26 protein-coding genes and 1 tRNA gene are annotated in these 25,852 nt (G+C 71.6%); 10 read left to right on the top strand and 17 right to left on the bottom strand.

The window, feature by feature from the left end:
• Window positions 1-6: 6 nt before the first annotated feature.
• Entirely contained in the window at window positions 7-1,215 is a 1,209-nt protein-coding gene (locus AB0K12_RS17690) for a DUF4032 domain-containing protein (protein ID WP_364561743.1), read from the bottom strand.
• A gap of 22 nt (window positions 1,216-1,237) precedes the next feature.
• Between AB0K12_RS17690 and AB0K12_RS17685 the strand changes: the two genes are divergently transcribed.
• Entirely contained in the window at window positions 1,238-2,806 is a 1,569-nt protein-coding gene (locus AB0K12_RS17685; protein ID WP_364561740.1) for a DUF885 domain-containing protein, read from the top strand.
• 5 nt (window positions 2,807-2,811) lie between these two features.
• On the opposite strand, the gene AB0K12_RS17680 is transcribed toward AB0K12_RS17685, so the two are convergent.
• The gene (locus AB0K12_RS17680) at window positions 2,812-3,444 is read right to left on the bottom strand and encodes a class II aldolase/adducin family protein (RefSeq protein WP_364561738.1); all 633 of its coding nucleotides are present in this window, start codon (window positions 3,442-3,444) and stop codon (window positions 2,812-2,814) included.
• Window positions 3,445-3,463: 19 nt separating this feature from the next.
• Window positions 3,464-4,162 (bottom strand): TetR family transcriptional regulator C-terminal domain-containing protein, encoded by a 699-nt coding sequence (locus AB0K12_RS17675; protein WP_364561735.1) that lies wholly within the window; start codon window positions 4,160-4,162, stop codon window positions 3,464-3,466.
• A 46-nt stretch (window positions 4,163-4,208) separates the two neighbouring features.
• On the opposite strand from AB0K12_RS17675, the gene AB0K12_RS17670 reads away from it, so the two are divergent.
• The 4 genes from AB0K12_RS17670 to AB0K12_RS17655 all read left to right on the top strand — a co-directional run bounded on the left by AB0K12_RS17670 (window position 4,209) and on the right by AB0K12_RS17655 (window position 7,358).
• On the top strand, window positions 4,209-5,123 hold the full coding sequence (locus AB0K12_RS17670) for a carbohydrate kinase family protein (RefSeq protein WP_364561733.1): 915 nt from the start codon (window positions 4,209-4,211) through the stop codon (window positions 5,121-5,123).
• A gap of 33 nt (window positions 5,124-5,156) precedes the next feature.
• The gene (locus tag AB0K12_RS17665) at window positions 5,157-6,371 is read left to right on the top strand and encodes an aminotransferase class III-fold pyridoxal phosphate-dependent enzyme (protein ID WP_364561730.1); all 1,215 of its coding nucleotides are present in this window, start codon (window positions 5,157-5,159) and stop codon (window positions 6,369-6,371) included.
• A 53-nt stretch (window positions 6,372-6,424) separates the two neighbouring features.
• Window positions 6,425-6,709: a 4a-hydroxytetrahydrobiopterin dehydratase gene (locus tag AB0K12_RS17660; protein ID WP_364561728.1), complete on the top strand. Its 285-nt coding sequence runs from the start codon at window positions 6,425-6,427 to the stop codon at window positions 6,707-6,709.
• Between the two features lie 85 nt (window positions 6,710-6,794).
• Window positions 6,795-7,358 carry a superoxide dismutase family protein gene (locus tag AB0K12_RS17655; protein ID WP_364561725.1) on the top strand — a complete coding sequence of 188 codons (564 nt, stop codon included), beginning with the start codon at window positions 6,795-6,797 and terminating at the stop codon, window positions 7,356-7,358.
• A 105-nt stretch (window positions 7,359-7,463) separates the two neighbouring features.
• Here AB0K12_RS17655 and AB0K12_RS17650 read toward each other — a convergent pair whose 3' ends face one another.
• Window positions 7,464-8,837, bottom strand: coding sequence for a serine hydrolase (locus tag AB0K12_RS17650; RefSeq protein WP_364561722.1), 1,374 nt, complete (start codon window positions 8,835-8,837; stop codon window positions 7,464-7,466).
• 161 nt (window positions 8,838-8,998) lie between these two features.
• On the opposite strand from AB0K12_RS17650, the gene AB0K12_RS17645 reads away from it, so the two are divergent.
• The gene (locus tag AB0K12_RS17645) at window positions 8,999-10,750 is read left to right on the top strand and encodes a sensor histidine kinase (RefSeq protein WP_364561719.1); all 1,752 of its coding nucleotides are present in this window, start codon (window positions 8,999-9,001) and stop codon (window positions 10,748-10,750) included.
• Window positions 10,743-11,417, top strand: coding sequence for a response regulator transcription factor (locus AB0K12_RS17640; RefSeq protein WP_364561716.1), 675 nt, complete (start codon window positions 10,743-10,745; stop codon window positions 11,415-11,417). The genes AB0K12_RS17645 and AB0K12_RS17640 overlap by 8 nt, the downstream gene beginning before the upstream one ends.
• 4 nt (window positions 11,418-11,421) lie before the next feature.
• On the opposite strand, the gene AB0K12_RS17635 is transcribed toward AB0K12_RS17640, so the two are convergent.
• The 6 genes from AB0K12_RS17635 to AB0K12_RS17610 form a co-directional block, all read right to left on the bottom strand.
• Entirely contained in the window at window positions 11,422-12,579 is a 1,158-nt protein-coding gene (locus AB0K12_RS17635) for a DUF418 domain-containing protein (RefSeq protein ID WP_364561713.1), read from the bottom strand.
• Window positions 12,580-12,824: 245 nt separating this feature from the next.
• Window positions 12,825-13,481, bottom strand: a complete 657-nt coding sequence (locus tag AB0K12_RS17630) for a GPP34 family phosphoprotein (protein ID WP_364561710.1) — start codon at window positions 13,479-13,481, stop codon at window positions 12,825-12,827.
• Complete coding sequence (locus tag AB0K12_RS17625; RefSeq protein WP_364561707.1) at window positions 13,456-13,707, bottom strand: hypothetical protein; 252 nt, start codon at window positions 13,705-13,707, stop codon at window positions 13,456-13,458. Before AB0K12_RS17625 ends, AB0K12_RS17630 begins: the two co-directional genes overlap by 26 nt.
• A 3-nt stretch (window positions 13,708-13,710) precedes the next feature.
• Window positions 13,711-14,559: an SPFH domain-containing protein gene (locus AB0K12_RS17620; RefSeq protein WP_364562680.1), complete on the bottom strand. Its 849-nt coding sequence runs from the start codon at window positions 14,557-14,559 to the stop codon at window positions 13,711-13,713.
• Between the two features lie 325 nt (window positions 14,560-14,884).
• A complete protein-coding gene (locus tag AB0K12_RS17615) occupies window positions 14,885-15,433 on the bottom strand; it encodes a hypothetical protein (protein ID WP_364561704.1) in 549 nt (182 codons plus the stop codon).
• 44 nt (window positions 15,434-15,477) lie between these two features.
• Window positions 15,478-16,299, bottom strand: coding sequence for a fused MFS/spermidine synthase (locus tag AB0K12_RS17610; protein ID WP_364561701.1), 822 nt, complete (start codon window positions 16,297-16,299; stop codon window positions 15,478-15,480).
• Between the two features lie 50 nt (window positions 16,300-16,349).
• Here AB0K12_RS17610 and AB0K12_RS17605 point away from each other — a divergent pair, with 50 nt between their 5' ends.
• From AB0K12_RS17605 to AB0K12_RS17595, 3 genes are all read left to right on the top strand, one after another.
• Entirely contained in the window at window positions 16,350-17,882 is a 1,533-nt protein-coding gene (locus AB0K12_RS17605; RefSeq protein WP_364561698.1) for a penicillin-binding transpeptidase domain-containing protein, read from the top strand.
• A gap of 86 nt (window positions 17,883-17,968) precedes the next feature.
• Window positions 17,969-18,616, top strand: coding sequence for a hemolysin III family protein (locus tag AB0K12_RS17600; RefSeq protein ID WP_355418726.1), 648 nt, complete (start codon window positions 17,969-17,971; stop codon window positions 18,614-18,616).
• A 93-nt stretch (window positions 18,617-18,709) separates the two neighbouring features.
• Window positions 18,710-19,930: an NAD(P)/FAD-dependent oxidoreductase gene (locus AB0K12_RS17595; protein WP_364561695.1), complete on the top strand. Its 1,221-nt coding sequence runs from the start codon at window positions 18,710-18,712 to the stop codon at window positions 19,928-19,930.
• Window positions 19,931-19,936: 6 nt separating this feature from the next.
• Here AB0K12_RS17595 and lat read toward each other — a convergent pair whose 3' ends face one another.
• The 7 genes from lat to AB0K12_RS17560 form a co-directional block, all read right to left on the bottom strand.
• Entirely contained in the window at window positions 19,937-21,205 is a 1,269-nt protein-coding gene (gene lat / locus AB0K12_RS17590) for an L-lysine 6-transaminase (protein WP_364561693.1), read from the bottom strand.
• A 58-nt stretch (window positions 21,206-21,263) separates the two neighbouring features.
• On the bottom strand, window positions 21,264-21,806 hold the full coding sequence (locus AB0K12_RS17585) for an HdeD family acid-resistance protein (RefSeq protein ID WP_364561691.1): 543 nt from the start codon (window positions 21,804-21,806) through the stop codon (window positions 21,264-21,266).
• A 170-nt stretch (window positions 21,807-21,976) separates the two neighbouring features.
• Complete coding sequence (locus tag AB0K12_RS17580; protein WP_347699805.1) at window positions 21,977-22,201, bottom strand: helix-turn-helix transcriptional regulator; 225 nt, start codon at window positions 22,199-22,201, stop codon at window positions 21,977-21,979.
• A 211-nt stretch (window positions 22,202-22,412) separates the two neighbouring features.
• A tRNA-His gene (locus AB0K12_RS17575) sits at window positions 22,413-22,488 on the bottom strand.
• Between the two features lie 68 nt (window positions 22,489-22,556).
• A complete protein-coding gene (gene orn, locus AB0K12_RS17570) occupies window positions 22,557-23,150 on the bottom strand; it encodes an oligoribonuclease (RefSeq protein WP_364561688.1) in 594 nt (197 codons plus the stop codon).
• A gap of 69 nt (window positions 23,151-23,219) precedes the next feature.
• A complete protein-coding gene (locus AB0K12_RS17565) occupies window positions 23,220-24,380 on the bottom strand; it encodes a DUF2510 domain-containing protein (RefSeq protein ID WP_364561685.1) in 1,161 nt (386 codons plus the stop codon).
• 46 nt (window positions 24,381-24,426) lie between these two features.
• Complete coding sequence (locus tag AB0K12_RS17560) at window positions 24,427-25,788, bottom strand: hypothetical protein (RefSeq protein ID WP_364561683.1); 1,362 nt, start codon at window positions 25,786-25,788, stop codon at window positions 24,427-24,429.
• Window positions 25,789-25,852 lie beyond the last annotated feature (64 nt).

The raw sequence follows: 25,852 nt of genomic DNA, 5'->3' as shown, positions 1-25,852 counted from the left end.
CCGGGCTCACTGATCCGCGTCCTCAGGGAGCAACGCCCGCTCGTCAGGCTTGTGCACGAGGATGTTGTCCACGTACGACTCCACCGCCTTGGCCAGCCCGACGTCGGCGCCCGCCTGCTCCGACAGGTACCACCGGTGGTCCAGGATCTCGTGGAAGAGCTGCGCGGGCTCCAGCTTGCCGCGCAGCTCGGCCGGGATCGCCTCGACCGTCGGCTGGAACACCTCGGCCAGCCACCGGTGCGCCACGATGGCCTCGTCCTCGTGGCGCAGGCCCTTGGCCACCCGGAAGCCGTCGAGGTCGTTGAGCAGCCGCCTGGCCTGGTTCTCCTCGACGTCAAGGCCGGTCAGCCTGAGCAGCCGCCGCTGGTGGTGCCCGGCGTCCACGACCTTGGGGCGGACGATGAGCCGTCCTGTGCCGACCTTGCGCCGCACCATCATCTCGGCGACGTCGAAGCCCAGCAGGTTGAGCCGCCTGATGCGCTGCTCCACGCGGTGCCAGTCGACCTCCTCGATGATCTCGCTCTCGTTGATCTCGTTCCAGAGGCGGTGGTAGCGGGCCACGATGTCCTCGGCGGTCTCCATGGGGTCGATCGACGGGTGCAGCAGCCCGCCGGCCTCCAGGTCGAGCATCTCGCCGAAGATGTTGGTGTGCGCGGTGTCGATGTCGCCGAGCCGCTGGCCCTCGCTGATCATCGGGTGCATCTCGCCGGTCTCGGCGTCCACCAGGTACGCCGCGAACGCGCCCGCGTCCCGCCTGAACAGCGTGTTCGACAGCGAGCAGTCACCCCAGTAGAAGCCGTTGAGATGCAGCCGCACCAGCAGCACGGCCAGCGCGTCGAGCAGGCGGGTGAGCGTGTCGGGGCGCAGGGTGCCCGACATGACCGCGCGGTAGGGCAGCGAGAACTGCAGGTGGCGGGTGATGAGCGCGGCGTCGAGGCCGTCCTCGCGGCCGGTGACGTACGCCACGGGTTCGACGGCGGGCGCGTCCAGCCTGGCCAGGTCCCACAGCAGCTGGTACTCCCGCTTGGCGTAGCGCTCGCTGATCTCCTTGATCGCGTACACCTTGCCGGAGAGCCGGGCGAAGCGGACCACGTGCCGCGAGATGCCGCGCGGCAGATCGACCAGATGGTGCTGCGGCCAGTCCTGCAGCGGGACTTCCCAGGGGAGGCGGATCAGGTCAGGGTCACCTAGCGCGCCAGTGATCTGGAGGGGCATTTGCTCAGGATATGGTGCACCGGTGGACGAGTTTCTCAAGTGGTACTTTTCCGACCAGCCGATCGTCGCCGCCACGCTGGGAGCCGAGGGCTACGATCACACACTCGGCGACTGGACCGCTGACGCCTGGCACAACCGCGAACGCGAGCAGGTCCGCTGGCTCGAACGCCTCTCGGCCCAAGAAGCTTCCACCCTGGACGACGCGATCGACAGGGACCTCGTCCTGTCGCAGCTCAGAGGTGCCATCGCGAAGGCCGCCTGGCCCGAGTGGCGCCGCGACCCGAGCGTCTACCTCGGCGCGATCTTCACCTCCATGTACGCCCCCTTCCAGCACCGGCTCAAGCCCGAGCCCGATCTGGTGAGCGCCGCGCTGTCCCGGCTGGCCGAGGTGCCCGGCGTGCTCGCCGCCTGCCGCGCCAACCTCGACCCGGACCTGGCCGCCCCGCTGCTGGTCAAGCGGGGGCTCGGGCAGGCGCGTACCGGCCGGAACTTCCTCACCCGCACGATCCCGTCCATGGTCGACGACCCCGGGCTGCGCGCCCGCCTGGCCGAGGCCGCCGAGCCGGCCGCGCGCGCCTTCGACGAGCTGGTCACCTTCCTCGAGACCTTCGAGTGCGGCGGCACCTGGCGCATGGGGGAGCGGCTCTACTCCACGCTGCTGCGCGAGCGCGAGATGCTCGGCTACGGCGCCGCCGAGCTGCACGAGAAGGGCAGGGCCGCCTGGGCCGAGCTGGACGCCCGCATGCAGGAGGTCGCGGTCCAGGTCAACGGGAGCCGCGACTGGCGGGCCGCCATGGAGTTCCTCATGGACGACCACCCGGCCACGCTCGACGAGATGCGCGCCGAGTACGAGGCCGAGACCAGGCGCGCCCAGGCATTCGTCCGCGAGCACGACCTGGTCACCTTCGCCGACGGCGAGAAGTGCCTGGTGCTGCCGTCCGCCGAGTACAACCGCCCGGTGCTGTCCGTGGCCCACTACATGGCGCCCCCGCCGCTCAGCGCCTCGCGCCAGGGCGTCTTCTTCGTGCCGTTCACGCCGGACGACTTCACCCCCGATCAGGTACGCCAGCGGCTGCGGACCAACGCGCACGCCCAGATGCCGTCGATCGCGGTGCACGAGGCGTACCCGGGGCACCACTGGCACCTGTCGTACATCGCGGAGAACCCGCGTACGGTCAGGAAGGTCTTCAGGACGCCGTACTTCACCGAGGGCTGGGCCCTCTACGTCGAGAAGCTGCTGCAGGAGCACGGCTACTTCGACACCCCGGCCACCCTGCTCGCGCACCTCGACTTCCGGATGTTCCGGGCCGCCCGCATCATCGTGGACACCGCGCTGCACTGCGAGGACATGTCGATCGAGGAGGCGGAGACGTTCATGTCGACCAAGTCGTCGCTGTCGCCCGGCACCGCGCAGGGCGAGGTCAACCGCTACTGCGCCTGGCCGACGCAGGCCCCCTCCTACCTGACGGGCGCCATCGAGATCGACCGCATCCGCGCGTCGTTCCGCGGCACCCTGAAGGAGTTCCACGACCGCATCGCGGGCTCCGGCGGGCTCCCGCTCGGCCTCGCCGAGCAGGTCGCGCTGGCGTGACGCCGTCAGGCCCGGGGGAACTCCGGCGGGTTGAGCGCGCGTTCGACCACGGCGGTGAGCTGCTCGTCCGTCAGGACGGCCGGCTTGCCGACGCCGGACGCGCGCACGTACACCTCGCACAGCCACTCCAGCACCCGCGTGGCCTCGAACGCCTCCTCCAGCGTCGCCCCGATGCTCACCCCGCCGTGGTTGGCCATCAGGGCGGCCCGCCTGCCCTCCAGGGCGGCGCGCACGTTCGCGGCCAGCTCGGGCGTGCCGTACGTGGCGTACGGCGCCACCCTGACCACCCCGCCGAGCAGCAGCGTGTTGTAGTGCACCGGCGGCAGCTCGGTCATCGTCGTGGCCACCACCGTGCCGAAGACCGAGTGCGTGTGCACCACGGCGCGCGCGTCGGTGGTCTCGTAGACGGCCAGGTGCATGGGGGTCTCGCTGGACGGCTGCAGGTCGCCCTCGACGAGCCGGCCCGCCAGGTCCACGATCGGGCACATCTCGGGGGTCAGCCGGTCGAGCGCGACGCCCGACGGGGTCACCGCGATCCGGTCGCCCTCGCGCACACTGAGGTTCCCGGACGTCCCGATGACCAGGCCCAGCTCGACGGCGCGGCGGCCGTACTCGCACAATTGCTCGCGAAAGGTCATATGCCGGGAATGTAGTCCATCACAGGCGCTCGATCGCCCCCAGCATGATCCGCTCGGCCCGCTCCCGGCTCAACCGCCCGGGATAGAGCAGCAGATGCAAACTCAACCCATCGACCAGCGCCAGCAACTCCTCAGCGAGGTCGTCGAGGTCGTCGGATGCGCTGGTTGCCTTCGGGGTGTCGGGGGCGGCGAGGTCGTGGGGTGTGCTGGGGGCCTTCGGGGTGTCAGGGGCGGCGAGGTCGTCCGGGTTGTCGGCGAGGGTCCGGTCGCCGCGCAGCTCACCCGCCTCATGGGCGCGGTCGAGGAGGGCGCGGACGGCGGCTCGTAGGTCGCTCGCCTCTGCGCGCTGGACCTCGGCCAGCTCTTCGGCGGCGAGGCTGCGGCTCCAGAAGCTGACCTCCAGGCGGGTCTCCTGGGCGCGGTCGGCGTCCAGGGGCAGGTTGTCGAGGAGCAGTTCGCGCAGGGCGGCCAGCGGCCCGGAGGCCCCCTCGACCTTGGCGGTCAGGCGGGCGCGGATGCGCTCGTGCGACTGCCGCAGCGCGGAGAGCAGGATCTCGTCCTTGTCGGCGAAGTAGTGGGCGAGGACCCCGTTGGAGTAGCCCGCCTCCTTGGCGATGGCGCGGGTGGTGGCGGCGTCGATGCCGTCCCTGACGATCACCCGGCGCGCCGCTGACATGACCTCGCGCCTGCGCTCGTCGTGATCGACGATCTTCGGCATCGGTCCCTCCGTTGACTTTTTATTCGGACGTCTGTCTATTTAGACTATGACCGTCGTCACCGTCGGCGTCCACATCGTCGACATCCTCGCCAGGCCCGTCGATCACATCCCCGAGGGCCAGGACACCGTGCTGGTCGACCAGATCCGCCTGACCGCGGCGGGCGCCGCCGCGGGCACCGCGGTCGATCTGGTCAAACTGGGCAACGACGTGGTCACCATGGGAGCGGTCGGCGACGACGAGCTCGCCGACTTCCTGCTCATGGTGCTGGCCAAGCGCGGGGTCGACACCTCCGCGCTGGTCCGCAGGGCAGGGGAGCGCACGGCGGCCTCGATCCTGCCCATCAGGCCGGACGGCGGCCGCCCCAGCTTCCACGTGCCGGGCGCCAACCTCACCGTCGCCTACGCCGACCTCGACGTGGCCGTGCTGCGCCGCGCCAGGGCCGTGCACCTGGGCGGCATGGACGTCACGTTCGGCCTCGGCGACCCCGCCTTCTTCGCCCTGCTCGACGAGCTGCGCGCGGCCGGCACCGTCGTCACGATGGACCTGCTGTCGGAGATGCCCGACCTGCTGGGCATGGCCAGGGCGTTCCTGCCGCACGTCGACTACGTCCTGCCCAACGAGTCGCAGGCCCTGCTCATGACCGGCGAACCCGACGTCGCCTCCGCCGCGCGGGCATTACTGGCCGACGGCCCCCGTGGCGTGCTCGTCACACAGGGGGAGGCGGGCAGCCTCGTCGTCACGGCGGAGGCCGAGGAGCGGGTGCCGGCGCTCAAGACGGAGGTGGCCGACACGACCGGGTGCGGTGACGCGTACTGCGCCGGGTTCCTGACCGGGCTGCTCCACGACCGCGACGTGCTGACCGCCGCCCGCTGGGGCACCGCCGCGGCCGCCCGCGTCGCCACCGGCCTCGGCTCCGACGCCGGGCTGACCGATCTCGACTCCACCCTCGCCCTCCTTTAAAAGGGGCGTCTCCCTCCTCAAGGACTCACTCCCATGACCGACGCAGAGCTTCGTCAGCGCGCACTCAAGGTCGTCCCGGGCGGCATGTACGGCCACCTCAACGCCGCCCTGTTCGCCCCCGGCTTCCCGCAGTTCTTCGAGCGCGGCCAAGGCTGCCGCCAGTGGGACGCGAACGGCCGCGCGTACATCGACTTCATGTGCAGCTGGGGCCCGGTCGTGCTGGGCCACCACCACCCGCGCGTCGAGGAGGCCGCCGCCCGGCAGGCCGCGCTCGGCGACTGCCTCAACGGGCCTGGCGCGATCATGGTGGAGCTGGCCGAGCTGCTGGTGGACACCATCCCCAGCGCCGACTGGGCGATGTTCTCCAAGAACGGCACCGACGCCACCACCCAGGCCCTCATGGTCGCGCGGGCCGCGACCGGAAGGACGAAGGTGCTGATGGCGCACGGGGCGTACCACGGGGCCGACCCCTGGTGCACGCCGTCGCCCGCCGGCACCACCCCCAACGAGCGGGCCGACCTCGTCGAGTTCGCCTACAACTCGCTGGAGTCGCTGGAGGCCGCGGCCGCCACCGTCGAGGGCGACGTGGCGGCGATCATCGTCACGCCCTTCAAGCACGACTCGTTCGAGGACCAGGAGCTGGTGGAGCCCGCCTTCGCGCGCGGCGCGCGGGCCCTGGCCGACCGCATCGGCGCGGCGCTGGTCATCGACGACGTGCGCGCCGGGTTCCGCATCGACCTGCGCGGGTCGTGGGAGCCGTACGGCGTGCGCCCCGACCTGACCGCCTGGTCGAAGGCGATGGCCAACGGCTACCCGATCGCCGCCGTCACCGGCACGGACGCGCTGCGCGGCGCGGCCCAGCAGCTCTACTCGACCGGCTCGTTCTGGTTCTCGGCGGTGGCGATGGCGGCGGCCAAGGCCACGATCGAGACCCTGCGCGACACCGACGGCATCGCCGCGATGGAGCGGGCCGGCACCCAGCTCAGGGAGGGCCTGTACGCGCAGGCCAAGTCCCACGGCTTCACGATCAACCAGACCGGCCCCGTGACGATCCCGTGGCTCAGCTTCGACGGCGACGCCGACCTGTCGGTGGCCATGCACTGGACCGATGCCTGCCTGCGGCACGGCGTCTACCTGCACCCCTGGCACAACTGGTTCCTGTCGGCCGCTCACACCGAGGAGGACGTTGCGGTCGCGCTGGAGGGCACCGACCAGGCGTTCGCGGAGACCAGGGCGCACTTCGGCTGACGCCACGACGGCGCCTCCGGACGCTCACGGGGGCGCCGCCGTACGGTGGTGCCATGGACATCGAGAGCAAGCTCGCCACCGTGCCGGCCTGGCAGCGCGTGGGCGAGGAGATCAGGCGTACGGTCACCGCGCCCGACTTCCCGACCGCGATCCGCATCGTGGACGAGATCGCCGTACGGGCCGAGGAGCTCGACCACCACCCCGACATCGACATCCGCTGGCGCACGCTGCACCTGGCGCTCACCACCCACTCGGCGGGCCGCCTGACGGACAAGGACGTCACACTGGCGGCACAAATCGACGAGATCGTGGCAAAACATGGCGCTGCAGCGGAATGACGATACGTAGCGGCCCGGTCACTCGTTAGAGTGGGTGCCTCTCGGAGCCCGCGTGCCGGATGGGCTCGGATTCATGGGGGGTCTCATGCGTGTGTCCGCGTTCCTGCTCAGCTTGGCGGCGACCGCCACTGTGGCGGCTTCCATCACGTCGTGCGCGGGGCCGTCCGCGCCGGTCCAGAACGCCAAGACCGCGCCCGACGAGACGATCAACCTGAGCGCGGCGGGCGAGTTCTCCAAGGACGACACCGCGGCCATCGTCTACGACCGCAAGCTCGCCCCCCAGGGGGCACAGGCCAGCGTCACCGTCGAGTCGTCCGGCGGGCAGACCCGCACCTCGCTCGTGGTCGAAGGGCTGCTGCCGCGCCGCACGTACGGCGCCCACCTGCACGCCAAGCCGTGCGGCACCGACCCGGAGGCCGCCGGCCCCCACTACCAGCACCACCCCGGCCAGATCGACCCGGTGAGCGAGGTGTGGCTCGACTTCACCACCGACGAGGAGGGCCAGGGCCGCTCGGCCGCCCGCAACGACTGGGCGCTGGAGCGTGCCAAGCTGCCCGGCTCGCTGGTCATCCACTCCAAGGCCACCAAGAAGTCGGGTCCCCAGGTCGGCACCGCCGGCGACCGCGTCGCCTGCCTGACCCTGAAGTAGAGCCGCCCGGACCAGACGCCCGCCCCGAGCCGGGCGTCTGGCCGTTGGAGGCCCGCAGCGATGCTCGTCCGAGGCGGGGCGCCCGGCCGTTCTGGTCTGGGTGGGTCAGGAGCGGTTGGCGAGGGTGAAGGCGCCGCGCGCCACGGCGACCTGGTCGAGCGTCGCCGCCCCGCTGATCGGCGCCTTCCCGTCGACCCCCATCGCCACCACCACGTACGTCTTCCCGCCGGCCGTCCGCGCGAGGAAGCTCAGGTCCGACAGGCCGGGCTCCGACCCGCCCTTGAACCACACGGTCGGCCACGCCTTCTTGTCCAGCCCGAGCCCGGCGTCGTTGATCGACATGACCTGCCCGATGTGCTCGTCGCCGAGCTTCACCAGCTCCGCGTAGGCGCGGCAGATGTCCTTGGGGGAGGCGAACCACTCCACGGTGTCCAGCTCGCGCGGCGCCGTGTACGGCTCGAACGCCGACAGGTCCTGCCCGGCCACCACCTTCTCCAGGTAGGAGCGCTGCTTCGCGTCGCTCATCGCCAGATACTTCGAGGCGTGGCGCGGATACTTCACGCCCTTGAGCACGAACAGGTCCCTGGTGGTCAGCAGCGGCTCGTTGCGCCGGTCGCGCACGCCCCAGGAGCGCAGCGTCCGCTCGACCGCCTCGCGGCCCACCTTGTGGATCAGCAGGTCGGTGGCCGTGTTGTCGCTGATCGAGATCATCAGCTTGGCCGCCTCAAGCACGGTGACCTTGCTGCCGTCGGGCCGCCCCTGCAGCTCGCCGCCCGGCAGGCTCTTCAGCTCCCGCGTGATCGTCAGCTCGGTGTCCCAGCCGAACCGGCCGCTCTTGATCTGCTGGGCGACCGTGCCGAGCACGTACAGCTTGATCATGGATCCGAGCGGCAGGCGCTTGCCTGCGGCGATGGCGTGCACGGGACGGCACCCGCCGCCGGCGGTCAGCTCGGCCGCCAGGAAGCCGGTGCGCGGCGCGATCGCGCGCAGCCGCCGGTCGGCCTCGCTCCAGCTGCGCACCTCGGGCGCGCCGAACCGCAGCCCGTCGATCAGGCCGCCGCCGTCGACGGTGAGCGCCAGGTCGATCGGGGTGCGGCCGACCAGCGCGCGGGCCACGAGCTGCCGGTCCTGCGCGGACGTCAGCCGCTCCAGCTTCATGCCCTTGAAAGCCGCCAGCGCCTGGTTGAGCTGGGCCGGCGGGATGCTCGCGAGGAAACCGGCGGCGAAGTGCGCGCGCAGCTCGGCTTCGGGGAGCGGCGCGCGGGACACCGCCTCCAGCACCCAGCCGAGCTGCTTGCCCGCCGGCGTGTCCGGGATCGCCGGCGCCGCGACGGCGCCCGCCGCGGAGGTGCTGGCGGCCTGGGCGGGTACGGCGGCGCTCCCGTGAGCCGCCGTCGTCGTCACCGTCGTCGTCACCGTCATGGTCGCCGCGAGCGTGGCGGCGGCGAGGAACCGGGCGGGCTTCGATCGGGTGGTCATGCACCCTCCTTCGGGGGTCGGCTACGTGACCACCATTCGATCGCCGTCGCCCGGCCGGGGACCACCGTGTGAGCCACCGTCGTGGCAGGTGCGGATGGCCGTACGAAATATGCGGATAACCTCATAGACGCCCACCCGCACGCTCGCCACGATGGGAGCCTATGAGTTCGAGGCCGCTGGCCGGGCTGACGGCGCTGACCGCGGCCGCGACCGCCACCACGGGCGCGCTCCTGGAGAGTGGCCTGCCCGCCCCGGCGACGCAGTGGGTCTACGTCGTGATCACGCTGCCGCTGCCCGCGCTGGGCTGGCTGCTGACCGTGCGGCGGCCCGAGCTGCGCTACGGCCCGCTGCTGCTGACCGCCGCGCTGCTGTTCGGGCTGGCCGGGCTCGGCGTCGGGCTGTCCGCGCGCGGCGCATCCGACCTGGTCGTCGTCCCGCTCACCGCCCTCTACGCCCCCTTCTACGCGCTGACCTGGATCTTCGTGCCGCTGCTGTTCCCCGACGGCCGGTTGCCCTCGCGGCGCTGGCGTCCGGTGGCGTGGATCTCCGCCGCCGCGCTCGTCGTGCACACCGCCGGCACCGTGCTGGTGGCCGAGAACCCCTACGGCCCGCCAGGCGGCCCCATGACGCCGCGCGATCTCGCCGTCGCGCTCGTGCAGGCGGCCGGGCAGCTCGTCGTGATCATCATGGCGGTGGTGGTGTTCTGCGGGCTCGTGGTGCGCTGGCGGCGCAGCCCGTCCGGGGAGCGCGGCCAGTACGCCTGGATCGTCGGCGGCACCGCCGCCACCCTGGCCGGCGTGGTCGCGCTCTTCTTCGGCCTGGGCGGCTCCCTCGGCGCCCGCGAGCAGGCCTGGCCCGTCATCATGGTCGGGCTGCTGGCGATCGTCGGGGCGCTGCCCGCCGCGATCACCGTGGCGATCTTCCGGCACCGGCTGCTCGACGTCCGCGTCGGCCTCAGGGGCTCGCGCCTGCACCTCGTGTTCGACCTGCGGCCGACCGCGGACGAGGTGCTGTCCGACCTCGGCACCGCGCTCGCCGGCACCTCCGAGCCCGTGGAGCAGCTCGGCAGACTCGCCGCCGCCATCCGCGCCGGGCTCGACCTCAGGTGGGCGGCCGTCACGCTGGCCGACGGCACCCGCGTGGTCGCCGGCGAGGAGGACGGGCCGCCCGCCCTTGAGCTGCCCGTGCCCGGCGACCTCGGCCGTATCGCCTGCGGGCCCAGGGACGGCGGGCCGCTCACGCGTACCGACCGGCGCCTGCTCGAAGCGCTCGCCGTGCCCGCCGGGCTCGCCATCCAGAGCGCCGGGCTCGTCGCCCGCCTGGTCAACGCGCAGGAGGCCGAGCGGCGCCGCATCGAGCGCAACATCCACGACGGCGTGCAGCAGCAGCTCGTCGCCCTCATCGCCGGGCTCGAACTCGCCAGGGCCACGGGCGCCGGCCCCGACATGCTGACCCATCTGCGCGAGCAGGCCCGGCAGACGCTCGACGACCTGCGCGAGCTGGCCGCCGGCATCCACCCGTCATCGCTCAGCCAGGGCGGGCTGGTCGAGGCCGTGGAGGAGCGCTGCTCGCGGCTGCCCGTCCGTACGACGGTGAGCGCCCCGCCGCCGCTGCGCGCCCGCCGCTTCGCCGACGAGATCGAGGGCGCCTTGTACTTCACGGTCAGCGAGGCCGTGGCCAACGCACTCAAACACGCCGCACCCGGCCACATCGACGTGCGCCTGTCGCAGGACGACGGACGCCTGCGCGCCACCGTGGCCGACGACGGCACGGGCTTCGACCCGCGTACGGCGGCCCGCAGAGGGCTCGCCACCCTCGCCGACCGCCTCGACGCGCTCGGCGGCGGACTGACCGTGGACAGCGAACCGGGGAAGGGGACGCGGATGGACGCATGGGTGCCCGTCGATGGCTGAGCAGATCCGCACGGTGGTGGCCGACGACCACTACCTCGTGCGCGAGGGCACCAGGCGGCTGCTCGAGCTGTCGGGCGAGGTGAGCGTCGTCGGCGCGGTCGGTGACGCCGACGAGCTGCTCGACGCCGTACGCCGCCTGCGCCCCCACGTCGTCGTCACCGACATCAGGATGCCCGGCGGGCAGTGGCGGCAGGGCTTCGAGGGCATCGACGCCGCCCACCGCATCCGCGCCGCCCACCCCGAGGTGGGCGTGGTGGTGCTGTCGCAATTCTCGGACGCCCTGTTCGCGTTCGAGCTGTTCAAGCACGGCACCGAGGGGTACGCGTACCTGCTCAAGGACCGCGTCGGCGACCTGGACGAGCTGCTCGGCGCGATCCAGGCGGTGGCCGCGGGCGGCTCCGTCATCGACCCCAAGGTCGTGGAGGGCCTGCTGGCCAGGCGCGACGTGCGCGGCCAGCGGGAGGAGCTGACCGCGCGGGAGCGGGACGTGCTGCGCGAGATGGCCCGCGGCCGGACGAACGCCGCCATCGCCCGCGCCCTGCACCTGTCGATCTCGTCGGTGGAGAAGAACGTCAACGCCATCTTCACCAAGCTCGGCCTGGAGAACAGCGGCGACGTGCACCGGCGGGTGGCCGCGGTGCTGGCCTACCTCGGCCCAGAGCCCTGAGGGCTCAGCGGTAGGCCAGGCGGCGCAGCAGCAGCTCGGCCGGGCCCCGGTGACCGGCCCGCCGCATCACGTCGGCCAGCAGCAGCGACAGCGCCCAGGTGGCCGCGCCCACCAGCGTGGCGCCCGTCCGGCCCAGGTCGTCCTGGAGGCCCAGCGCGTACGGGGCGAAGAGCAGGGCGAACGCGACCGACTGGACCAGGTACATGCTCATCGAGCGCTGGCCAAGCGACTCGACCATGGTGGTGAACCGGCCGCGCCGCTTCGCCGCCCTGATCGCGATGAGGGCGACGATGGCCGCCATGCCGATGCCGCCGGCGTACCCGGTGAGCGGCTGGGCCAGCACCGCCGCCCACAGCGCCGCCCCGGACGGATCGGTCCACACGCCGGCGTGCATGAGCGCGGCGGGCAGCGAGCCGGCGATCGACACGACGGTGGTGAGCACGGCCGCGCGCACCAGGAACGGGCGGTGCCGCTCCGGCTCGTCGAGGAAGCGGCGGCGGGCCGCCCACATGCCGAGCACCACGCCGGGGATCACGATGAGCAGCTCGATGAGCAGCGCGAGCGGCCACACGGAGACCCGCTCGACGATCCCGGCCGCGTAGGAGACGCCCGGCTCGACGGCCACGCTGCTCACCTCGTACGTGCGCTGCCCCTGCGACATCGGCAGCCACATGGCGGCCCCGACCAGCAGCGTGCCGGGCACCAGCGTGAGCCCTGCCGTCCACAGCAGCGCCTTGTCCGAGCGGCGCAGCAGGGGGACCAGGATGAGGGCGGCCACGCCGTAGCCGGCCAGGATGTCGATCGGGACCAGCAGCGCCGTGTGCGCCAGCCCGAACACCACCAGCCACCAGCCGCGGCGGCGCAGCAGCTTGCGCGCCCCCACCCAGTCGGAGCCGCGCGCGAGCAGCCGGTCGAGCAGCTGGACCAGCGAGTAGCCGAACAGGAACGCGAACAGCGGCCGCGCGTGGTTGTTGACGAACAGGAAGTGGAAGACGTCGGTGACGACGCCGGCCATGGGCGGGCTCTTGCTGGTGCCGTCGATGAACAGCGGCGCGTGCGCGAACGCGATGGCCAGCAACATCGCGCCCCTGGCCAGGTCGGGGGCCAGCGCCCGCCGGGCGGTGCCCGCCGGTGCGGCCGGTGCCTGCGTGGACATGGTCATGGAGCTCCCCCTCAGGGATGTCGTCGTGCTCATGGCGGCTCGGCCTCCTGGAGGGGCGGCGGTCGCCGAGGTCGTCGTGCGCGGGGTTCGGGACGTGCGCCGCAGGCCGTCCCGCTGGGGCGGCCTTCCGAGAAGGCCGCCCCAGCGGGCGGGCCAGGCGGCGGGCCCGGGCGGACCAGATAGCGGGCCTGGGTGGGCCCGGGAGGGCCAGGTGGTGGGGCCCGGGCGGCGGGCCCGGGAGCGGGTCAGCCCTCGCTGGGGTGGCTGGAGTACTTGGCCTGATCGATGGTCTTGCGCAGGGCGGTGGCGATCGGCTCGACGGGCTGGGCGAGCTGCTCGATCCGGTCGCGGTTGGCCCGCGCGTCGCGGGCGCTGACCACCGTTCTGAGCCGGGCCGCCGCCGCGAGCGCCGCCAGCACCCGAACGTCCTGCTCGATGCGGCTCACCGGCCGGCCGGCGCGTACGGCCCGGCCCACCTGTTCGGCGAGCCGGCGTGACACGTACGGCCGGCGCGGCACGACCCGCTCCACCGGGAACAGCAGCACCCGCCGCCGCTCCACCCGGATCAGCCGGCCGGCGGCCAGCTCGTCGCGGACCAGCGTGACCGCCTTCGTGTGGTCCTTGCGGATCCAGCGCCGCCAGGAGCGTGGTGGCGACGTCGAGATCTCTTTCCAGACGACCGCCGGCAGCGAGCCGCGAGCGGCGCCGGCGGGCGGGTGCACCGCCTTGGCGCGGCCCTCGTCGTCGGCCAGGCTGCCCTGCAGCAGCAGCTCCGCGAGCGCGGCGGCGCGCAGCAGGTGGCCCAGCTCCATGCGCTGCACCAGCCGGTCCTTGCGCAGGTCGAAGGCCAGCAGGAAGGCCGAGCGGGTCAGCGGCTCATGATGCTTGACCGGCGTCTGCATCGGGTGGTTCCTCCTCGTCGGGGCTCTCGCTGCCAGGGGTCTTGCGCGGGCGGCCGCGCGGGCGCATCCGCCCCACCCCGTCCGGCAGGCGTCCCGCCTCGGCCAGCGCCCTGCGCAGCAGGAACTCGATCTGGGAGTTCGTACTGCGCAGCTCGTCGGCGGCCCACTTGGCGAGCGCGTCGTGCACCACCGGGTCGAGCCGGAGCAGGATCTTCTTGCGTTCCACGGGCTACTGGTAGAGCGTGCCGGCGTTGACCACGGGCTGGGTGTCGCGGTCGCCGACCAGGACGACGAGCAGGTTGCTCACCATGGCCGCCTTGCGCTCCTCGTCCAGCTCGACCACCTCGTGCTCGGCCAGCTTGTCGAGGGCCATCTCGACCATGCCGACCGCGCCGTCCACGATCCGCTGCCTGGCCGCCACGATCGCGCCGGCCTGCTGGCGGCGGAGCATGGCGTGGGCGATCTCCGGCGCGTAGGCCAGGTGGATGATGCGCGACTCGATGACCTTGACTCCGGCTGACGACACCCGCGCCGCGATCTCCGCCGACAGCCGCTCGTTGATCTCGTCGGCGTTGTCACGCAGCGACAGCCGCGGCTCGCCGTGCGCGTCGTACGGGTAGCTGCCCGCGATGTGCCGGACCGCCGTCTCGGCCTGGATCGCCACGAACTCCAGGAAGTCGTCCACCTCGAACACCGCCTGGGCGGTGTCCTCCACCTGCCAGACCACCACGGTCGCGATCTGGATCGGGTTGCCGTCGGCGTCGTTGACCTTCGTCACGTCCGTCTCGTGGTTGCGGATCCTCGTGGACACGCGCCGGCGCGCGGTGATCGGGTTGACCCACTGGAAGCCGGGGGTGCGCAGCGTGCCGACGTACCGGCCGAGGAGCTGCACCACCCGGGCCTCGCCCGGCGCCACGGCCGTCAGCCCGAAGAACATCACGAATCCGATCGTCATCACCAGCGCGCCGGCGATCATCGTGAACAGCCCGCCCTGCCCGGCCCCCGAGGCGAGCAGCGAGATCCCCACCACCAGCAGCGCCACGCCGGCCAGGAACACCAGCGTCGAGACCGCGAGCATCGCGAACCCGTTGGCCGCCCTGACCGGGCGCTCGCTCGTGCGCGGGGCCGGCATCTCCACGACGGTGCCCTCAAGCGCGACCCCGCCCGATGTCTCCGCCATCATCTCGTCCCCTTCTACGTGACTTCACCTTGCTAGCAAAGTGATATCACTTTTCGCGAGAAGAGGAAACCCCTCTTGCGGCGACGCTTCCGCGCTCGGACGCGAGCGCGGAAGCGGACGCCCGGGTGGTGGGGTGGTGGGGTGCGGGTGCCTGGCGGTCGTGGCGGGTGTTTGGTGGCCAGGTGGTCGGGGCTCGGGTGTTTCGTGGTCAGGTGGCCGGCGGTCAGGCCGGGGGGTTGACTTCTTTGAGCCAGCCCGTGAGCGCCGCGATCTCTTCGGCGATCTCGGCCACGCTGCGGGCGTCCGTGGGGACCCGTGCGACCCAGTCGCCTGCCTCCCGTTCCAGCAGGTGGGCGCCGCGTGCGCTGCGGTGCAGCTCCTCCTCGAAGCCTGAGCCGCGCTCTCGCCCGCCCAGCCGTTCGGCGACGGTGCCGTCGGCGGCGGTCAGCATGACGCCGATGACCCGGGCGGGGCCGCCGCCCATCGCGCGTGTGATGAGGTCGGCCTCCAGCACGCTCACGGTGTTGGTGTAGATGAGCCGGCGGTAGCCGAGCGCGGCGTAGTTCGCCCAGACGGCGGCCAGGTTGGCCTCGGTCATCGCGGTCCTGTGCGGGTCGCCGTCCGGTGCGGGGTGGGCCTCGCAGAGGTTGTCGCCCTCGATGAGGCAGTGGGCCACGTCGGCGGCGCGCAGCAGCCGCGACACCTCGTAGCCGGTGGTGGACTTGCCGGAGCCGGCCCGGCCGCCGATGAGCAGGACGTCCTGAGAATTCATGGCGGCCAGTCTCGGCCCGGCCATCGAAGGCGCGAAACCGGTTTTCAGCCGAAGACGGCGGGCGGCGGGACCGGGGCCAGCACGGGGTCGCCGTCGTTGATGGCGGCGGCGCCGGCGATGAAGTTCGTCAGCGCCTCGCCGTGCACGCAGCGCGCCTGCGTCAGCCCGCCGGCCGCGCGCCGGGTGAGCAGGTCGGTCGGCAGTTCGGTACGCGAGGCCGCAACGATGAGGTTCCCGAACCGCCGCCCCCGCATGACGCCGGGCTCGGCCAGCAGCGCGACGTGCCGGAACGTGGCGGTCACGGTGGCGAGCAGCCGCTTGGCGAACGCGAGCCCCTTGCCGTCGGCCAGGTTGATCAGCAGCGTGCCCCCGGGCCGCAGCACGCGCGCGATGTCGCCCATGTACTCGGCGGTGGCCAGCTCGACCGGCATCGTCGCCCCGCTGAACGCGTCGAGGACCACCAGGTCGGCGGTGGTGTCCCAGACCTTGCCGGTGCCCTCGCGCCCGCCCGCGACGATGACCTTCAGCTTGGGCACCGAGCGCAGGTCGAGCTGCTCGCGTACGAGGTTGACCAGCAGCCCGTCGGGCTCGATCACGATGTGGCGGGAGTCGGGCCGGGTGGCGGAGACGTAGCGGGGGATCGTGCAGGCGCCGCCGCCGACGTGGACGCAGCTCAGCGGCCCTTCCGGCAAAAGGTCGATCACATCCGCCATGAGTCGTACATACTCAAATTCGAGAAATGTCGGGTCTTGTAGATCAACATACGACTGCGGTACGCCATCCTTGGACAGCACCCAGCCGTCCTGCCGGTCGAGGTCTCGGAGCAGCTCGATCTCTCCGAACGTCACCGGATAACGGCCGGGCATAGGTTCCCGCTGTCCACGTGCCACGTCTCATCGCCTCCTGGGAGCACCGTATGCGACGTCGAAGGCTGATTGTGCTCGTTATCGCCGTTGTCGCGGTAGTTGGGGCAGGTGCTTTCGCCGTCATCGCATCCAACCGGATCAAAGGCAGCGCTGCTCAGGCGGCCGCCGCGTACTTCGCCGCCTGGGGCAAAGGGGACCTGCTGGCCATGGCGCGGCTGGTCCACCAGCCTCCCGGCGACTTCTCCGTACGGCATCGCGAGCTGAGCGAGGACCTGCACGTCGAGTCGCTCCAGCTCACCCCGGGCGCGCTGCGCGGCACGGGGGAGGAGAGCGCCGAGGTGCCGTTCTCGGGGGTGCGGATGCTGGCGGAGCTGGGGGAGTGGCCGTTCGACGGGGTCCTACGCCTGGCAGTACGCGACCGTGCGTGGAAGGTCTTGTGGGCCCCCGAGACGCTGCACCCGTTGCTCAAGGACGGCGGCACGCTGGAGCTGACCGAGATCGACGCCTCCCCGGCCGAGCTGGTCACCAGCGAGGGCGACAAGATCCCGGTCGACAGCTACGCGGAGGCGTATCTCGAACCGCTCAGGCCCGAGTTCGAGCAGGCCAACCACGGCTGGGCGCTGGTCGCCAAGGCGCCGGGACGCCCCGACCAGCGGCTGCTCACCCGCAAACCCGAGGCCGAGGTCGAGCGCACCACCCTGTCACGCCCGGTGCAGGCGGCGGCCGCGCGGGCGCTGGACGGCGTGGACGACTCCACGATCATCGTCATCCGGCCGAGCACCGGCGAGATCCTGGCGCTGGCCGACCGCCTGGAGGACAACTACAGCGCTGTGCGCGACGTCTTCCCGCCCGGCTCGGTGTTCAAGACGATCACCGCGGCGGCCCTGCTCAAGAGCGGGCTCGACCCGCAGGCCCAGGTCGGCTGCCCCGGGACGTACCAGATCCCGTTCCACCGCCTCTACAGCAACGACGGCGAGGTGGACCGCGGCGTCGTCACCTTCACCGACGCGTTCGCGCACTCCTGCAACACGACGTTCGTCGAGCAGACGACGACCCGGCTGACCGGCGCGGACCTGCGCGCCGCCGCCGAGGAGTGGGGGTTCGGCCGGTCCATCGCGACCGGCATCGGCGGCAGCTGCGGCGCGGTGCCGGAGACCGACGATCCCGACATGCTCGCCGCCGACGCCATCGGGCAGGGCGAGGTGGTCACCACCCCGCTGTGCATGGCCGCGCTGGCCGCCGCCGTCGAGAGCGGCACCTGGCGCTCGCCGCGGCTGCTGTCCAAGGAGCAGGTACGCCGCATCGACGGCGTCCCGCACGGCGACGTGGTGATGGACTCCCGGCTGGTCTCCGCGCTGCGCGACATGATGGCCGCCGTGGTCGACCACGGCACGGCCGGCGGCGCGGGACTGCCCGCCGACGTCTCGGGCAAGACGGGCACCGCCGAGGTGCCGGACGGCACGTCGCACGCCTGGTTCATCGGCTTCCGCGATGATCTGGCCTTCTGCGTCTTCGTCAGGCACGGCGGCTCGGGCCGCTCCGCCGCCGTCCCGATCGCCGCCCGCTTCTTCAGCGGCTTGTAAGGCGCTCCCCGGCGGCGCAAGCGTTTCGCCCTTTTCTACGGGTCCCGATACCTTTCCGGCTAGTAACCTACGGTACCGTAGGTTACATGACGACCATCACCGCCAAGCCCAGGCTGCGAGGCTGGTTGCACACCGGAGCGCTGCCCGTGACCCTGGTCGCCGGGTTCGTGCTCGTGGCGCTCGGCCCCACCCTGCAGGCCCGGCTGGCCTCCGCCATATACGCGATCACCTCGGCGTTGTTGTTCGGCATCTCCGCCACCTACCACCGCAGCACCCTCGGTCCCCGCCTCGCGGAGTTCCTGCGCCGGGTCGACCACGCGAACATCTACCTGATCATCGCCGGCACCTACACCCCGTTCGCCCTGCTGGCACTCGACGGCACCCCACGGGTGGCGGTGCTGTCGGTGATCTGGGGCGGCGCCCTGGCCGGCGTGCTGTTCCGGGTGTTCTGGATGAACGCCCCCCGCTGGCTCTACACCGTCCTCTACCTGGCGCTCGGCTGGACCGCCGTCTTCGTGATGCCCCAGCTCCTGGAGGGCGCGGGCGTGGCCGCCGTCGTGCTGGTGGCGGTCGGCGGCGTCTTCTACTCGGCGGGCGCCGTCGTGTACGGCCTGCGCCGCCCCGACCCGGCACCCCGCTGGTTCGGCTTCCACGAGGTCTTCCACGCGTTCACGGTGGCGGCCTACCTCGTGCAGTACATCGCGGTGTCGATCGTGGTCTACTCCCACGTCTGACGCAGTGACCTGCGACTTGTCCGGCCCTTGGTTTAAGAGAAGCTGGCGCGCCCATAGGCATCCATGACGCTTCTCAGGGGGAAGGACCTTGTCATGGGCAAGAGAGCACGGGTCGTCGTCGTGGGCGCGGGCTTCGCCGGGCTGGCCGCGACACGCGAGCTGGCCAGGAGCGGCGCGCTGGTGACGCTCGTCGACCGCAACCCGTACGCGACCTTCCAGCCGCTGCTCTACCAGGTCGCGACGGCCGGCATGAGCACCTCCGACGTGTCCTACCCGACCCGCACGTACGCCGCCCGCTGGCCGAACGTGCGGGCAAGGCGGGGCTCGCTGAGCAAGATCCTGGCGGATGACCGGCGGGTGGAGTTCGAGGACGGCACCTCGCTCGACTACGACTACCTGGTGCTGGCCACCGGCGTCACCACCAACTGGCTCAACGTCCCCGGCGCCCACGAGAACGCGCTGCCGATCTACTCGCTCGGCGACGCCGCCGTGCTGCGCCGCCGTCTCCAGCACAGCCTGGAGGACACCGCGGCGGGCCGGCGCGAGAGCATGCACGTCGTGGTGGTGGGCGCGGGCGCGACCGGCGTCGAGATGGCCGGCACGCTGGCCGAGCTGCGCCGCAACACGATCCCGCTGACGCATCCTGAGCTGCGCGACGACCAGACCAGCGTGACGCTGGTCGAGCGGTTCGATTACGTGCTGGCGCCGTACAAGCCGCGGCTGCGCGACGCCGCCGCCGAGGCGCTGCGCAGGCGCGGGGTGCGCCTGCGGCTCGGCGCCACCGTGGCCTCGGTCGAGCCCGACGCGGTCGTGCTGGCCGACGGCACCCGCCTGCCCAGCGACGTCACCGTGTGGGCGCTCGGCGTCACCGCGCCGCCCGAGGTGGGCTCGTGGGGGCTGCCGCAGGGCAAGGGCGGGCGGGTCACGCTCACCGACGCGCTCAACGTGCCGGACCGTCCGGAGATCTTCGTGGTCGGCGACCTGGCCGCGCCGCCCGACGTGCTGCCCCAGCTCGCCCAGCCGGCGATCCAGATGGGCAAGCACGTGGGCAAGCAGATCGCGGCGGCCTGGCGGGGCAGGCCGCTGCAGCCGTTCTCCTACCGCGACCCCGGCATCATGGCGACCGTGGGCAAGGCGGAGGCGGTGCTGCAGCTGGCCAACGGGCTCACCATGCGCGGCCTGCCGGCGTGGCTGGTGTGGATCTTCGTGCACGTGGCGTACCTGCTGGGCGGCCGCAACCGCGCGGGCGTGCTGCTCAACTTCTTCTGGCGGTACGCCGGCCCGCACCGCAGCAGGGCCAGCGTCACGCAGTAGGACCGGTTAAAGGGCCGCCGACAGGGCGGCCAGGCCGTGGTCCACGTCGGCCTCGGGGATGTTGAGCGCCGGGCGCAGGCGTACGGACGTGGGCCCGCACGGCAGCACCAGCACGCCGTGCTCCTCCCTGAGCCGGGTGATCAGAGCGTCGCGGGCGCCCGCGTCGGGCAGGTCGAAGGCGCACATGAGGCCGCGGCCCCGTACGTTCGAGACGGTCTCGGGGTGCTCGGCCTCCAGCTTCGTCAGGCGTTCGAGCAGCGTGGCGCCGAGGGTCCCGGCGCGCTCGATGAGGCCGTCGCGCTCGATGATCTCCAGCAGGCCGCGGCTGCGGACCATGTCCACCAGCCCGCCGCCCCACGTCGAGTTGATGCGGCCGCTCCGCTGGAAGACGTTGTCCGGCACCTCGTCCACCCTGCGGCCCGCCATGATGCCGCCGACCTGCACCTTCTTGGCGAAGGCGACGACGTCGGGCTCGAGGCCGAGCTGTTGGTAGGCCCACGGCGTGCCGGTGGTGCCGCCGCCGGTCTGCACCTCGTCCAGGATGAACAGCGCGTCGTAGCGGTGGCACAGGTCCTGCATGGCGCGCAGGAACTCGGGCCGCATGTGGTTGTCGCCGCCCTCGCCCTGGATCGGCTCGGCGATGAAGCAGGCGATGTCGTACGGGTCGCGTTCGAACGCCTCCCGCGCCTGCGCCAGCGCCCGCTCCTCGGCGGCCTCGACGTCGCCGAAGTGGATGGCGGGCACGTCGATGCGCGGCCAGCCGAACGTGGGGAAGCGGTCGGTCTTGCCCGGCTCGGTGTTGGTCAGGCTCAGTGTGTAACCGCTGCGGCCGTGGAAGGCCTTGGTCAGGTGCATGACCTTGGTGCCGAGGTCGCGCGAGCGTCCCGCGGCCTCGTTGCGCCGGCTCTTCCAGTCGAAGGCGGTCTTGAGCGCGTTCTCCACGGCGAGGGCGCCGCCTTCGACGAAGAACAGGTGGGGCAGGTCGGGGTCGCCGAGCACGCGGCTGAAGGTGTCGACGAAGTCGGCGAGGTGCTCGGTGTAGATGTCGGGGTTGGCCGGTTTGTTCCGCGCGACCTGGCCGAGGAGCTGCGCGAAGTCGGGGTCGAACGGGGGGTTCACGCCCAAGGGGGCCGAGGCGAAAAACGTGTAGAAGTCCAGATATCGACGACCGTCGCGGGCGTCGACCAGCCAGGATCCCCGGCTGAGCTCCAGGTCGAGCACGAGACGGTAGCCGTCGACGAGCAGGTGGCGGGCAAGGCGGGTGTGTACGTCCATGGCGCCTCCACAGCGATTCTGACATTCCTCTTGAGGAACGCCGTCACGTATACAAAATTTACGGTACGGGAGCGCCAGAAGTGAAGTTCTTCACGCGGAAAGCCAGAGCGATCATCGCGATGCCGTACAGGACGGCGAAGATCCCGATCAGCCACGCCAGGCTGAGCAGCCCCGCGCCCGGCCGCGCGAGCAGCAGCACACCGAAGATCACCGACAGCGCGCCGCCGAGGATGAGCAGCCACTCGTTGTCGATCTGCTTGCGCAGCTGGATGCCGGCCACGATCTCGGAGACGCCGGAGACGATCGCCCAGACGGCGACCACGAAGAGCAGCGCGATCGAGGTGATGCCGGGCCAAACCAGCGCCACGAGGCCGGCCACGATGCCGATGATCCCCGAGAAGATCAGCCAGGCCCGCGACCGCGCCCCGTGGCGGAACCCGGCGAACAGTGCGAATATCCCGCTGACGAGGGCGTACGCGCCGAAGAAGATGACCAGGGCGAGCAAGGTGAGCCCTGGCCAGATGAGCGCGAGGATGCCGAAGATGACCGCCGCGATGCCGCGAACCAGCAGCAACCACCACGACCGCGTGATATCTCCCATGCCTGGTCTGCTTTCCGCGACGTTCCCGCAAACAGACCAGTGCGGAGTCAAAAGTCGGTGACCCACCGGCCGCGGGACGCGCGTGGGTGCGGGGCGTGCGGCCCGGCACGCCCTGACGAGGCGGGAGCGACGCGGCCCGGGGGTGGCCGCGCCGTCTCAGGCGCCCGGTGTCACTCCTGGCGTGACAGCCACAGCCCGATGGCCGTCACCCGGGAGTCGACGCCGAGCTTGGCGTAGATGCGGTTGACGTGGTTCTTGACCGTCTTCTCGCTCAGGAACAGCCGCTGGGCTATCTGCCCGTTGGACTGACCCGTCGCGATCAGGTCCATGACTTCGGCCTCGCGTTTGCTCAGGGACGTGAACACGCTTTCGAACGCTGCGTCGTCGACTCTCATCCGGCCTCCGAGGGCGCGCGCGGACGGTGATCGCCGATGGCCCCCGTGCTCCCGGCGTTGGCAGTAGACAGCGAGCATAACCCGCATTGTCATGTTTTGGGGGTGTTGCCCGGGAAAAACGCGGGCGATGGCCGGAACAACGAAAAGGGCGAGGCCCGAACCCGCGACCGAGACGATCTCTCAGGTCACAAGGTGCGGAACCTCGCCCACATGGGGTGAGTGAAGGGACTTGAACCCTCGACATCCAGGACCACAACCTGGCGCTCTGCCAACTGAGCTACACCCACCATGGCCGCCCGCGGAGAAGCGGCACAGGAAAAGTGTAGCGGGGTTCGGGAGTCTTTACGCCACTCCTTTAGCCCGTGACACGCTCGGCGAGTGCTCGGGCGGTCGCGGAATCGGGCCCCGGCTGACCCACGAAGATGGCCGCGCGGTAGTAGCGCAGCTCCCTGATGCTCTCCGTGATGTCCGCCAGAGCACGGTGTCCGCCCTGCTTTTCCGGCGCCGCGAAGTAGACCCGCGGATACCACCGGCGCACCAGCTCCTTGATGGAGGAGACGTCGACCATCCGGTAGTGCAAATAACCATCGACCCCGGGCATGTCGCGCGCGATGAACGTGCGGTCGGTGCCGATCGAGTTGCCGCACAGCGGCGCCTTCTTCGGCTCGGGCACATGGCGGCGGATGTAGTCGAGCACCAGCGACTCCGCCTCCGACAACGTCACGCCGCCCGCCAGCTCGGGCAGCAGCCCGGAGGCCGTGTGCATCTCGCGTACGACCTCGGACATCTGCTCCAGCGACTCCGGCGGCGGCTTGATGACCACGTCGACGCCCTCGTCCAACTGGTTGAGCTCGCTGTCGGTGATGACGCACGCCACCTCGACGAGCGCGTCGCGGCTCAGGTCGAGCCCGGTCATCTCGCAGTCGATCCAGACCAGCAAGTCACTCATTCGATCTCCTCGCCCAGCGGCTCGGAGCAATCCGCCCGCTTGTTACATCCACCAGCCTAGTGCCACCTGTCAGGCGGGCTTGAGCGAGTCGAGAACCTCGCCGACCACGCCGGCGCCGAGGTTGTCGGGGACGGAGACGTACACGATGGCCGGGCTCTGGCCCGCACCCCGGTCCATCAGCACGATCGCGCCGTTCTCCTTCTTCCACTTGTAGCCGTTGTCCTCGGCGACCTTCGTGAAGTCGAGCTGAAACTCCAGCACCCACGCGTCCTTGTCGCCGATCTTCATGGCCTTGTCGGCGACCACCTTGCTCTCGTGGGCGGGCCCGTAGTACTGGGTCGTGAAGTGCACGAAGACGGCCTTGGCGGTGTCGCTCATGCCGGAGACGCCGTTGTAGGGATAGAGCTCGTTGAGCACGCCCGTGTAGACGTTGCCCACCCAGTCGGACTGGCCCCGGTAGTTCTCCTGCGCGATCCTCTGCACCGCCGCGGAGAACTGCTGCTCCACCGGGCTGCCGTTGTTGACCGCCTCCCATCGCGGCACCGTCCAGCCCTCGGGCACCTCGAACGAGACGCCGGCGCGGGCGTCGGTGATGCGGTCACCGGACGGCTGCGGGAACTGGGCGCCCTGGCTGGGCAGTGGCTCCTGCGACGGGGGCTCCTGCGACGGGGGCTCCTGCGACGGGGGCTCCGACGGTGGGCGCTCAGGCTCGAACGTCGGCGTCGGAGCGGCGCTCGGCGTGGTGTCGCGGTTGATGAAGAAGATGCCCGCGACCACGATCAGCGCCAGCACCACCAGGGCCGCCAGCCCGCCGAAGATCCACGGCAGCGGGTTGCTCTGCTTGGGCGGCGGCCCGTAGCCGGGGCCGGGCAGCGGGGTGCCGCCCCAGTGCGCGCCCGACGGCGGTTGCTGCTGCGCCGGCGCGCCGTAGGCGGCCTGCCCGTACGTCGGCTGGCCGAACTGCAACGTGGGGTTGGCCGGTGTCGTCGCCCATCCCGGCCCAGTCTGGGGCCCAGTCTGGGGCCCAGTCTGGGGCGCTGCTGGGAGCGCCGTCTGGGGCCCTGTCTGTGCTTGGGGCCGGGAGGGAGGCGACGGGGGACCGGAGGGCTGCTGGGCCGGACCCGGCTCCTGGGCGTGCGTGGCGTCCGTCCATTGGGTGCCGTCCCACCAGCGGAGCTGCGGCTCTCCATAGGGGTCCGGGTACCAGCCCGCGGGGGTCTGCGTGGTCATGGTCGCCAGATTAGTCAGGTTCGCCTGGCCACGCACGGGGCGGTGATCAGCACTTGTACGTGAAGCTCGCCTTGTCGCTGCGCACCGGGCCAGGGGTGAGGATGCGCAGCGTGGCCGTGGCCTTGACGTTGCTCTTGCCCTGCAACGTCCACCGCAGCGGCACCTTGTACGACGTCTTGTCGGACTCGGTGCGCAACGTCCCCTTCACCACCTCGTCGTCCAGGTTCTTGCGCCACTCGTACGTGATCTCACCCGGCGCCCCGTTGGTGACCACGGTCGCCGTGACCAGGACCGCGCTGTCGCAGCCCTGCGTCTTCTTCGGCGCCACCACGTTCACCGACGTGACGGCGAGGTCGGGTGCGTCGCCCAGTCGCAGCCAGGCCAGCACGGCCCCGGACATGATGACCGCGAAGAGCACCCCGGCCAGGATCGTGCGCCGCCGCCTGGCCCGCGCGGCCCTGCCCTGGCGTTCCGTGCGCTGCAGGGTGGCCGCCTCGTCGCGGCCCTCCCGCCAGATCCGCTCGACCGGCGTCTCCGGCCGCTGCGGCTGGGTGCCGGTCTCGGCGCCCACCCCGGGACCGAAGTGGACAGGCTGCACCGATCCCGCCGGAACGTGCAGGAGGGTGACGATGTCGCCCTCGTCCTGGGGGACGGGCACGGGTGCCCGCGCGTACGACGGGGCCTGCGCGAACGCCGACCGCCCGCGCGCCGCCCGCGCCAGGCCGTCCCTGCTGATCCGCCCGCCCGGCAGCCTGCCCCGCTCGTTGACCAGCAGGTCCCTGGCCGCACCCAGCCCCAGGGTGGTCGCGGCGGCCGCGGCCCGCTCGAACAGGTCGGCCGGCGCGCCGGGACCTAGCGAGGCCGCGAGCCCGCGCGCGAGCGACGCCCAGCCGGCCGCGTCCCGCTCGGGCGGCGAGACGCGGGCGCGGATGGCGTCCGACAGCCCGCGCTCGGATAACAGCGAAACGCCCTCGGCCGTCACCACCACCGTGCCGGGGTGCACGGAGCCGTGCGTCACCCCGGACGCGTGCAGCGCCTGCAACGTCTGAGCGGTCTCGACCAGCAGCGAGGCGGCCCCGTTCGGGTCGACGGGCCCGGCGGCCAGCAGGTCGGCCAGCGTGGGGCTGACCGCCTGCGCGGTGAGCAGCCACACCTGATCGCCGGCCGCCACCACGTCGGCCACCGGGATGAGCCCGCCCATCCCGGACATCACCAGCCGCTGATCCGTCATGACGGCCTGCACCACGCGGTCGCGTACGCCGGGCAGGCCGATGATCTTGGGATCGAACAGCAGCGCGCCCGCCCGTCGGCCGTCGGGCGAGATGGCGTCGATCCAGTTGCCGAGTTCGGTCATCCACGTGTGCTCGGTGAGCCGGAACCCGGCGATACCGTTTCCAGGGTTGTTCATCGCCGTTCGTGCCCCCCGGCGCCCATCAACGCTTGTTTCGGCTTGGTCCCGTCCTGCGGCCCTT

Source organism: Nonomuraea sp. NPDC049419 (assembly GCF_040676995.1).
GTDB lineage: Bacteria > Actinomycetota > Actinomycetes > Streptosporangiales > Streptosporangiaceae > Nonomuraea > Nonomuraea salmonea.
This window is presented reverse-complemented; position numbering and strand designations above follow the sequence as displayed.

Coding starts and splice junctions, on each gene's coding strand:
- AB0K12_RS17690 (WP_364561743.1), bottom strand. CDS start 1,215: ATGCCCCTCCAGATCACTGGCGCGCTAGGTGACCCTGACCTGATCCGC.
- AB0K12_RS17680 (WP_364561738.1), bottom strand. CDS start 3,444: ATGACCTTTCGCGAGCAATTGTGCGAGTACGGCCGCCGCGCCGTCGAG.
- AB0K12_RS17675 (WP_364561735.1), bottom strand. CDS start 4,162: ATGCCGAAGATCGTCGATCACGACGAGCGCAGGCGCGAGGTCATGTCA.
- AB0K12_RS17670 (WP_364561733.1), top strand. CDS start 4,209: ATGACCGTCGTCACCGTCGGCGTCCACATCGTCGACATCCTCGCCAGG.
- AB0K12_RS17665 (WP_364561730.1), top strand. CDS start 5,157: ATGACCGACGCAGAGCTTCGTCAGCGCGCACTCAAGGTCGTCCCGGGC.
- AB0K12_RS17660 (WP_364561728.1), top strand. CDS start 6,425: ATGGACATCGAGAGCAAGCTCGCCACCGTGCCGGCCTGGCAGCGCGTG.
- AB0K12_RS17655 (WP_364561725.1), top strand. CDS start 6,795: ATGCGTGTGTCCGCGTTCCTGCTCAGCTTGGCGGCGACCGCCACTGTG.
- AB0K12_RS17650 (WP_364561722.1), bottom strand. CDS start 8,837: ATGACCACCCGATCGAAGCCCGCCCGGTTCCTCGCCGCCGCCACGCTC.
- AB0K12_RS17645 (WP_364561719.1), top strand. CDS start 8,999: ATGAGTTCGAGGCCGCTGGCCGGGCTGACGGCGCTGACCGCGGCCGCG.
- AB0K12_RS17640 (WP_364561716.1), top strand. CDS start 10,743: ATGGCTGAGCAGATCCGCACGGTGGTGGCCGACGACCACTACCTCGTG.
- AB0K12_RS17635 (WP_364561713.1), bottom strand. CDS start 12,579: ATGACCATGTCCACGCAGGCACCGGCCGCACCGGCGGGCACCGCCCGG.
- AB0K12_RS17630 (WP_364561710.1), bottom strand. CDS start 13,481: ATGCAGACGCCGGTCAAGCATCATGAGCCGCTGACCCGCTCGGCCTTC.
- AB0K12_RS17620 (WP_364562680.1), bottom strand. CDS start 14,559: ATGCTCGCGGTCTCGACGCTGGTGTTCCTGGCCGGCGTGGCGCTGCTG.
- AB0K12_RS17615 (WP_364561704.1), bottom strand. CDS start 15,433: ATGAATTCTCAGGACGTCCTGCTCATCGGCGGCCGGGCCGGCTCCGGC.
- AB0K12_RS17610 (WP_364561701.1), bottom strand. CDS start 16,299: ATGCCCGGCCGTTATCCGGTGACGTTCGGAGAGATCGAGCTGCTCCGA.
- AB0K12_RS17605 (WP_364561698.1), top strand. CDS start 16,350: ATGCGACGTCGAAGGCTGATTGTGCTCGTTATCGCCGTTGTCGCGGTA.
- AB0K12_RS17600 (WP_355418726.1), top strand. CDS start 17,969: ATGACGACCATCACCGCCAAGCCCAGGCTGCGAGGCTGGTTGCACACC.
- AB0K12_RS17595 (WP_364561695.1), top strand. CDS start 18,710: ATGGGCAAGAGAGCACGGGTCGTCGTCGTGGGCGCGGGCTTCGCCGGG.
- lat (WP_364561693.1), bottom strand. CDS start 21,205: ATGGACGTACACACCCGCCTTGCCCGCCACCTGCTCGTCGACGGCTAC.
- AB0K12_RS17585 (WP_364561691.1), bottom strand. CDS start 21,806: ATGGGAGATATCACGCGGTCGTGGTGGTTGCTGCTGGTTCGCGGCATC.
- AB0K12_RS17580 (WP_347699805.1), bottom strand. CDS start 22,201: ATGAGAGTCGACGACGCAGCGTTCGAAAGCGTGTTCACGTCCCTGAGC.
- orn (WP_364561688.1), bottom strand. CDS start 23,150: ATGAGTGACTTGCTGGTCTGGATCGACTGCGAGATGACCGGGCTCGAC.
- AB0K12_RS17565 (WP_364561685.1), bottom strand. CDS start 24,380: ATGACCACGCAGACCCCCGCGGGCTGGTACCCGGACCCCTATGGAGAG.
- AB0K12_RS17560 (WP_364561683.1), bottom strand. CDS start 25,788: ATGAACAACCCTGGAAACGGTATCGCCGGGTTCCGGCTCACCGAGCAC.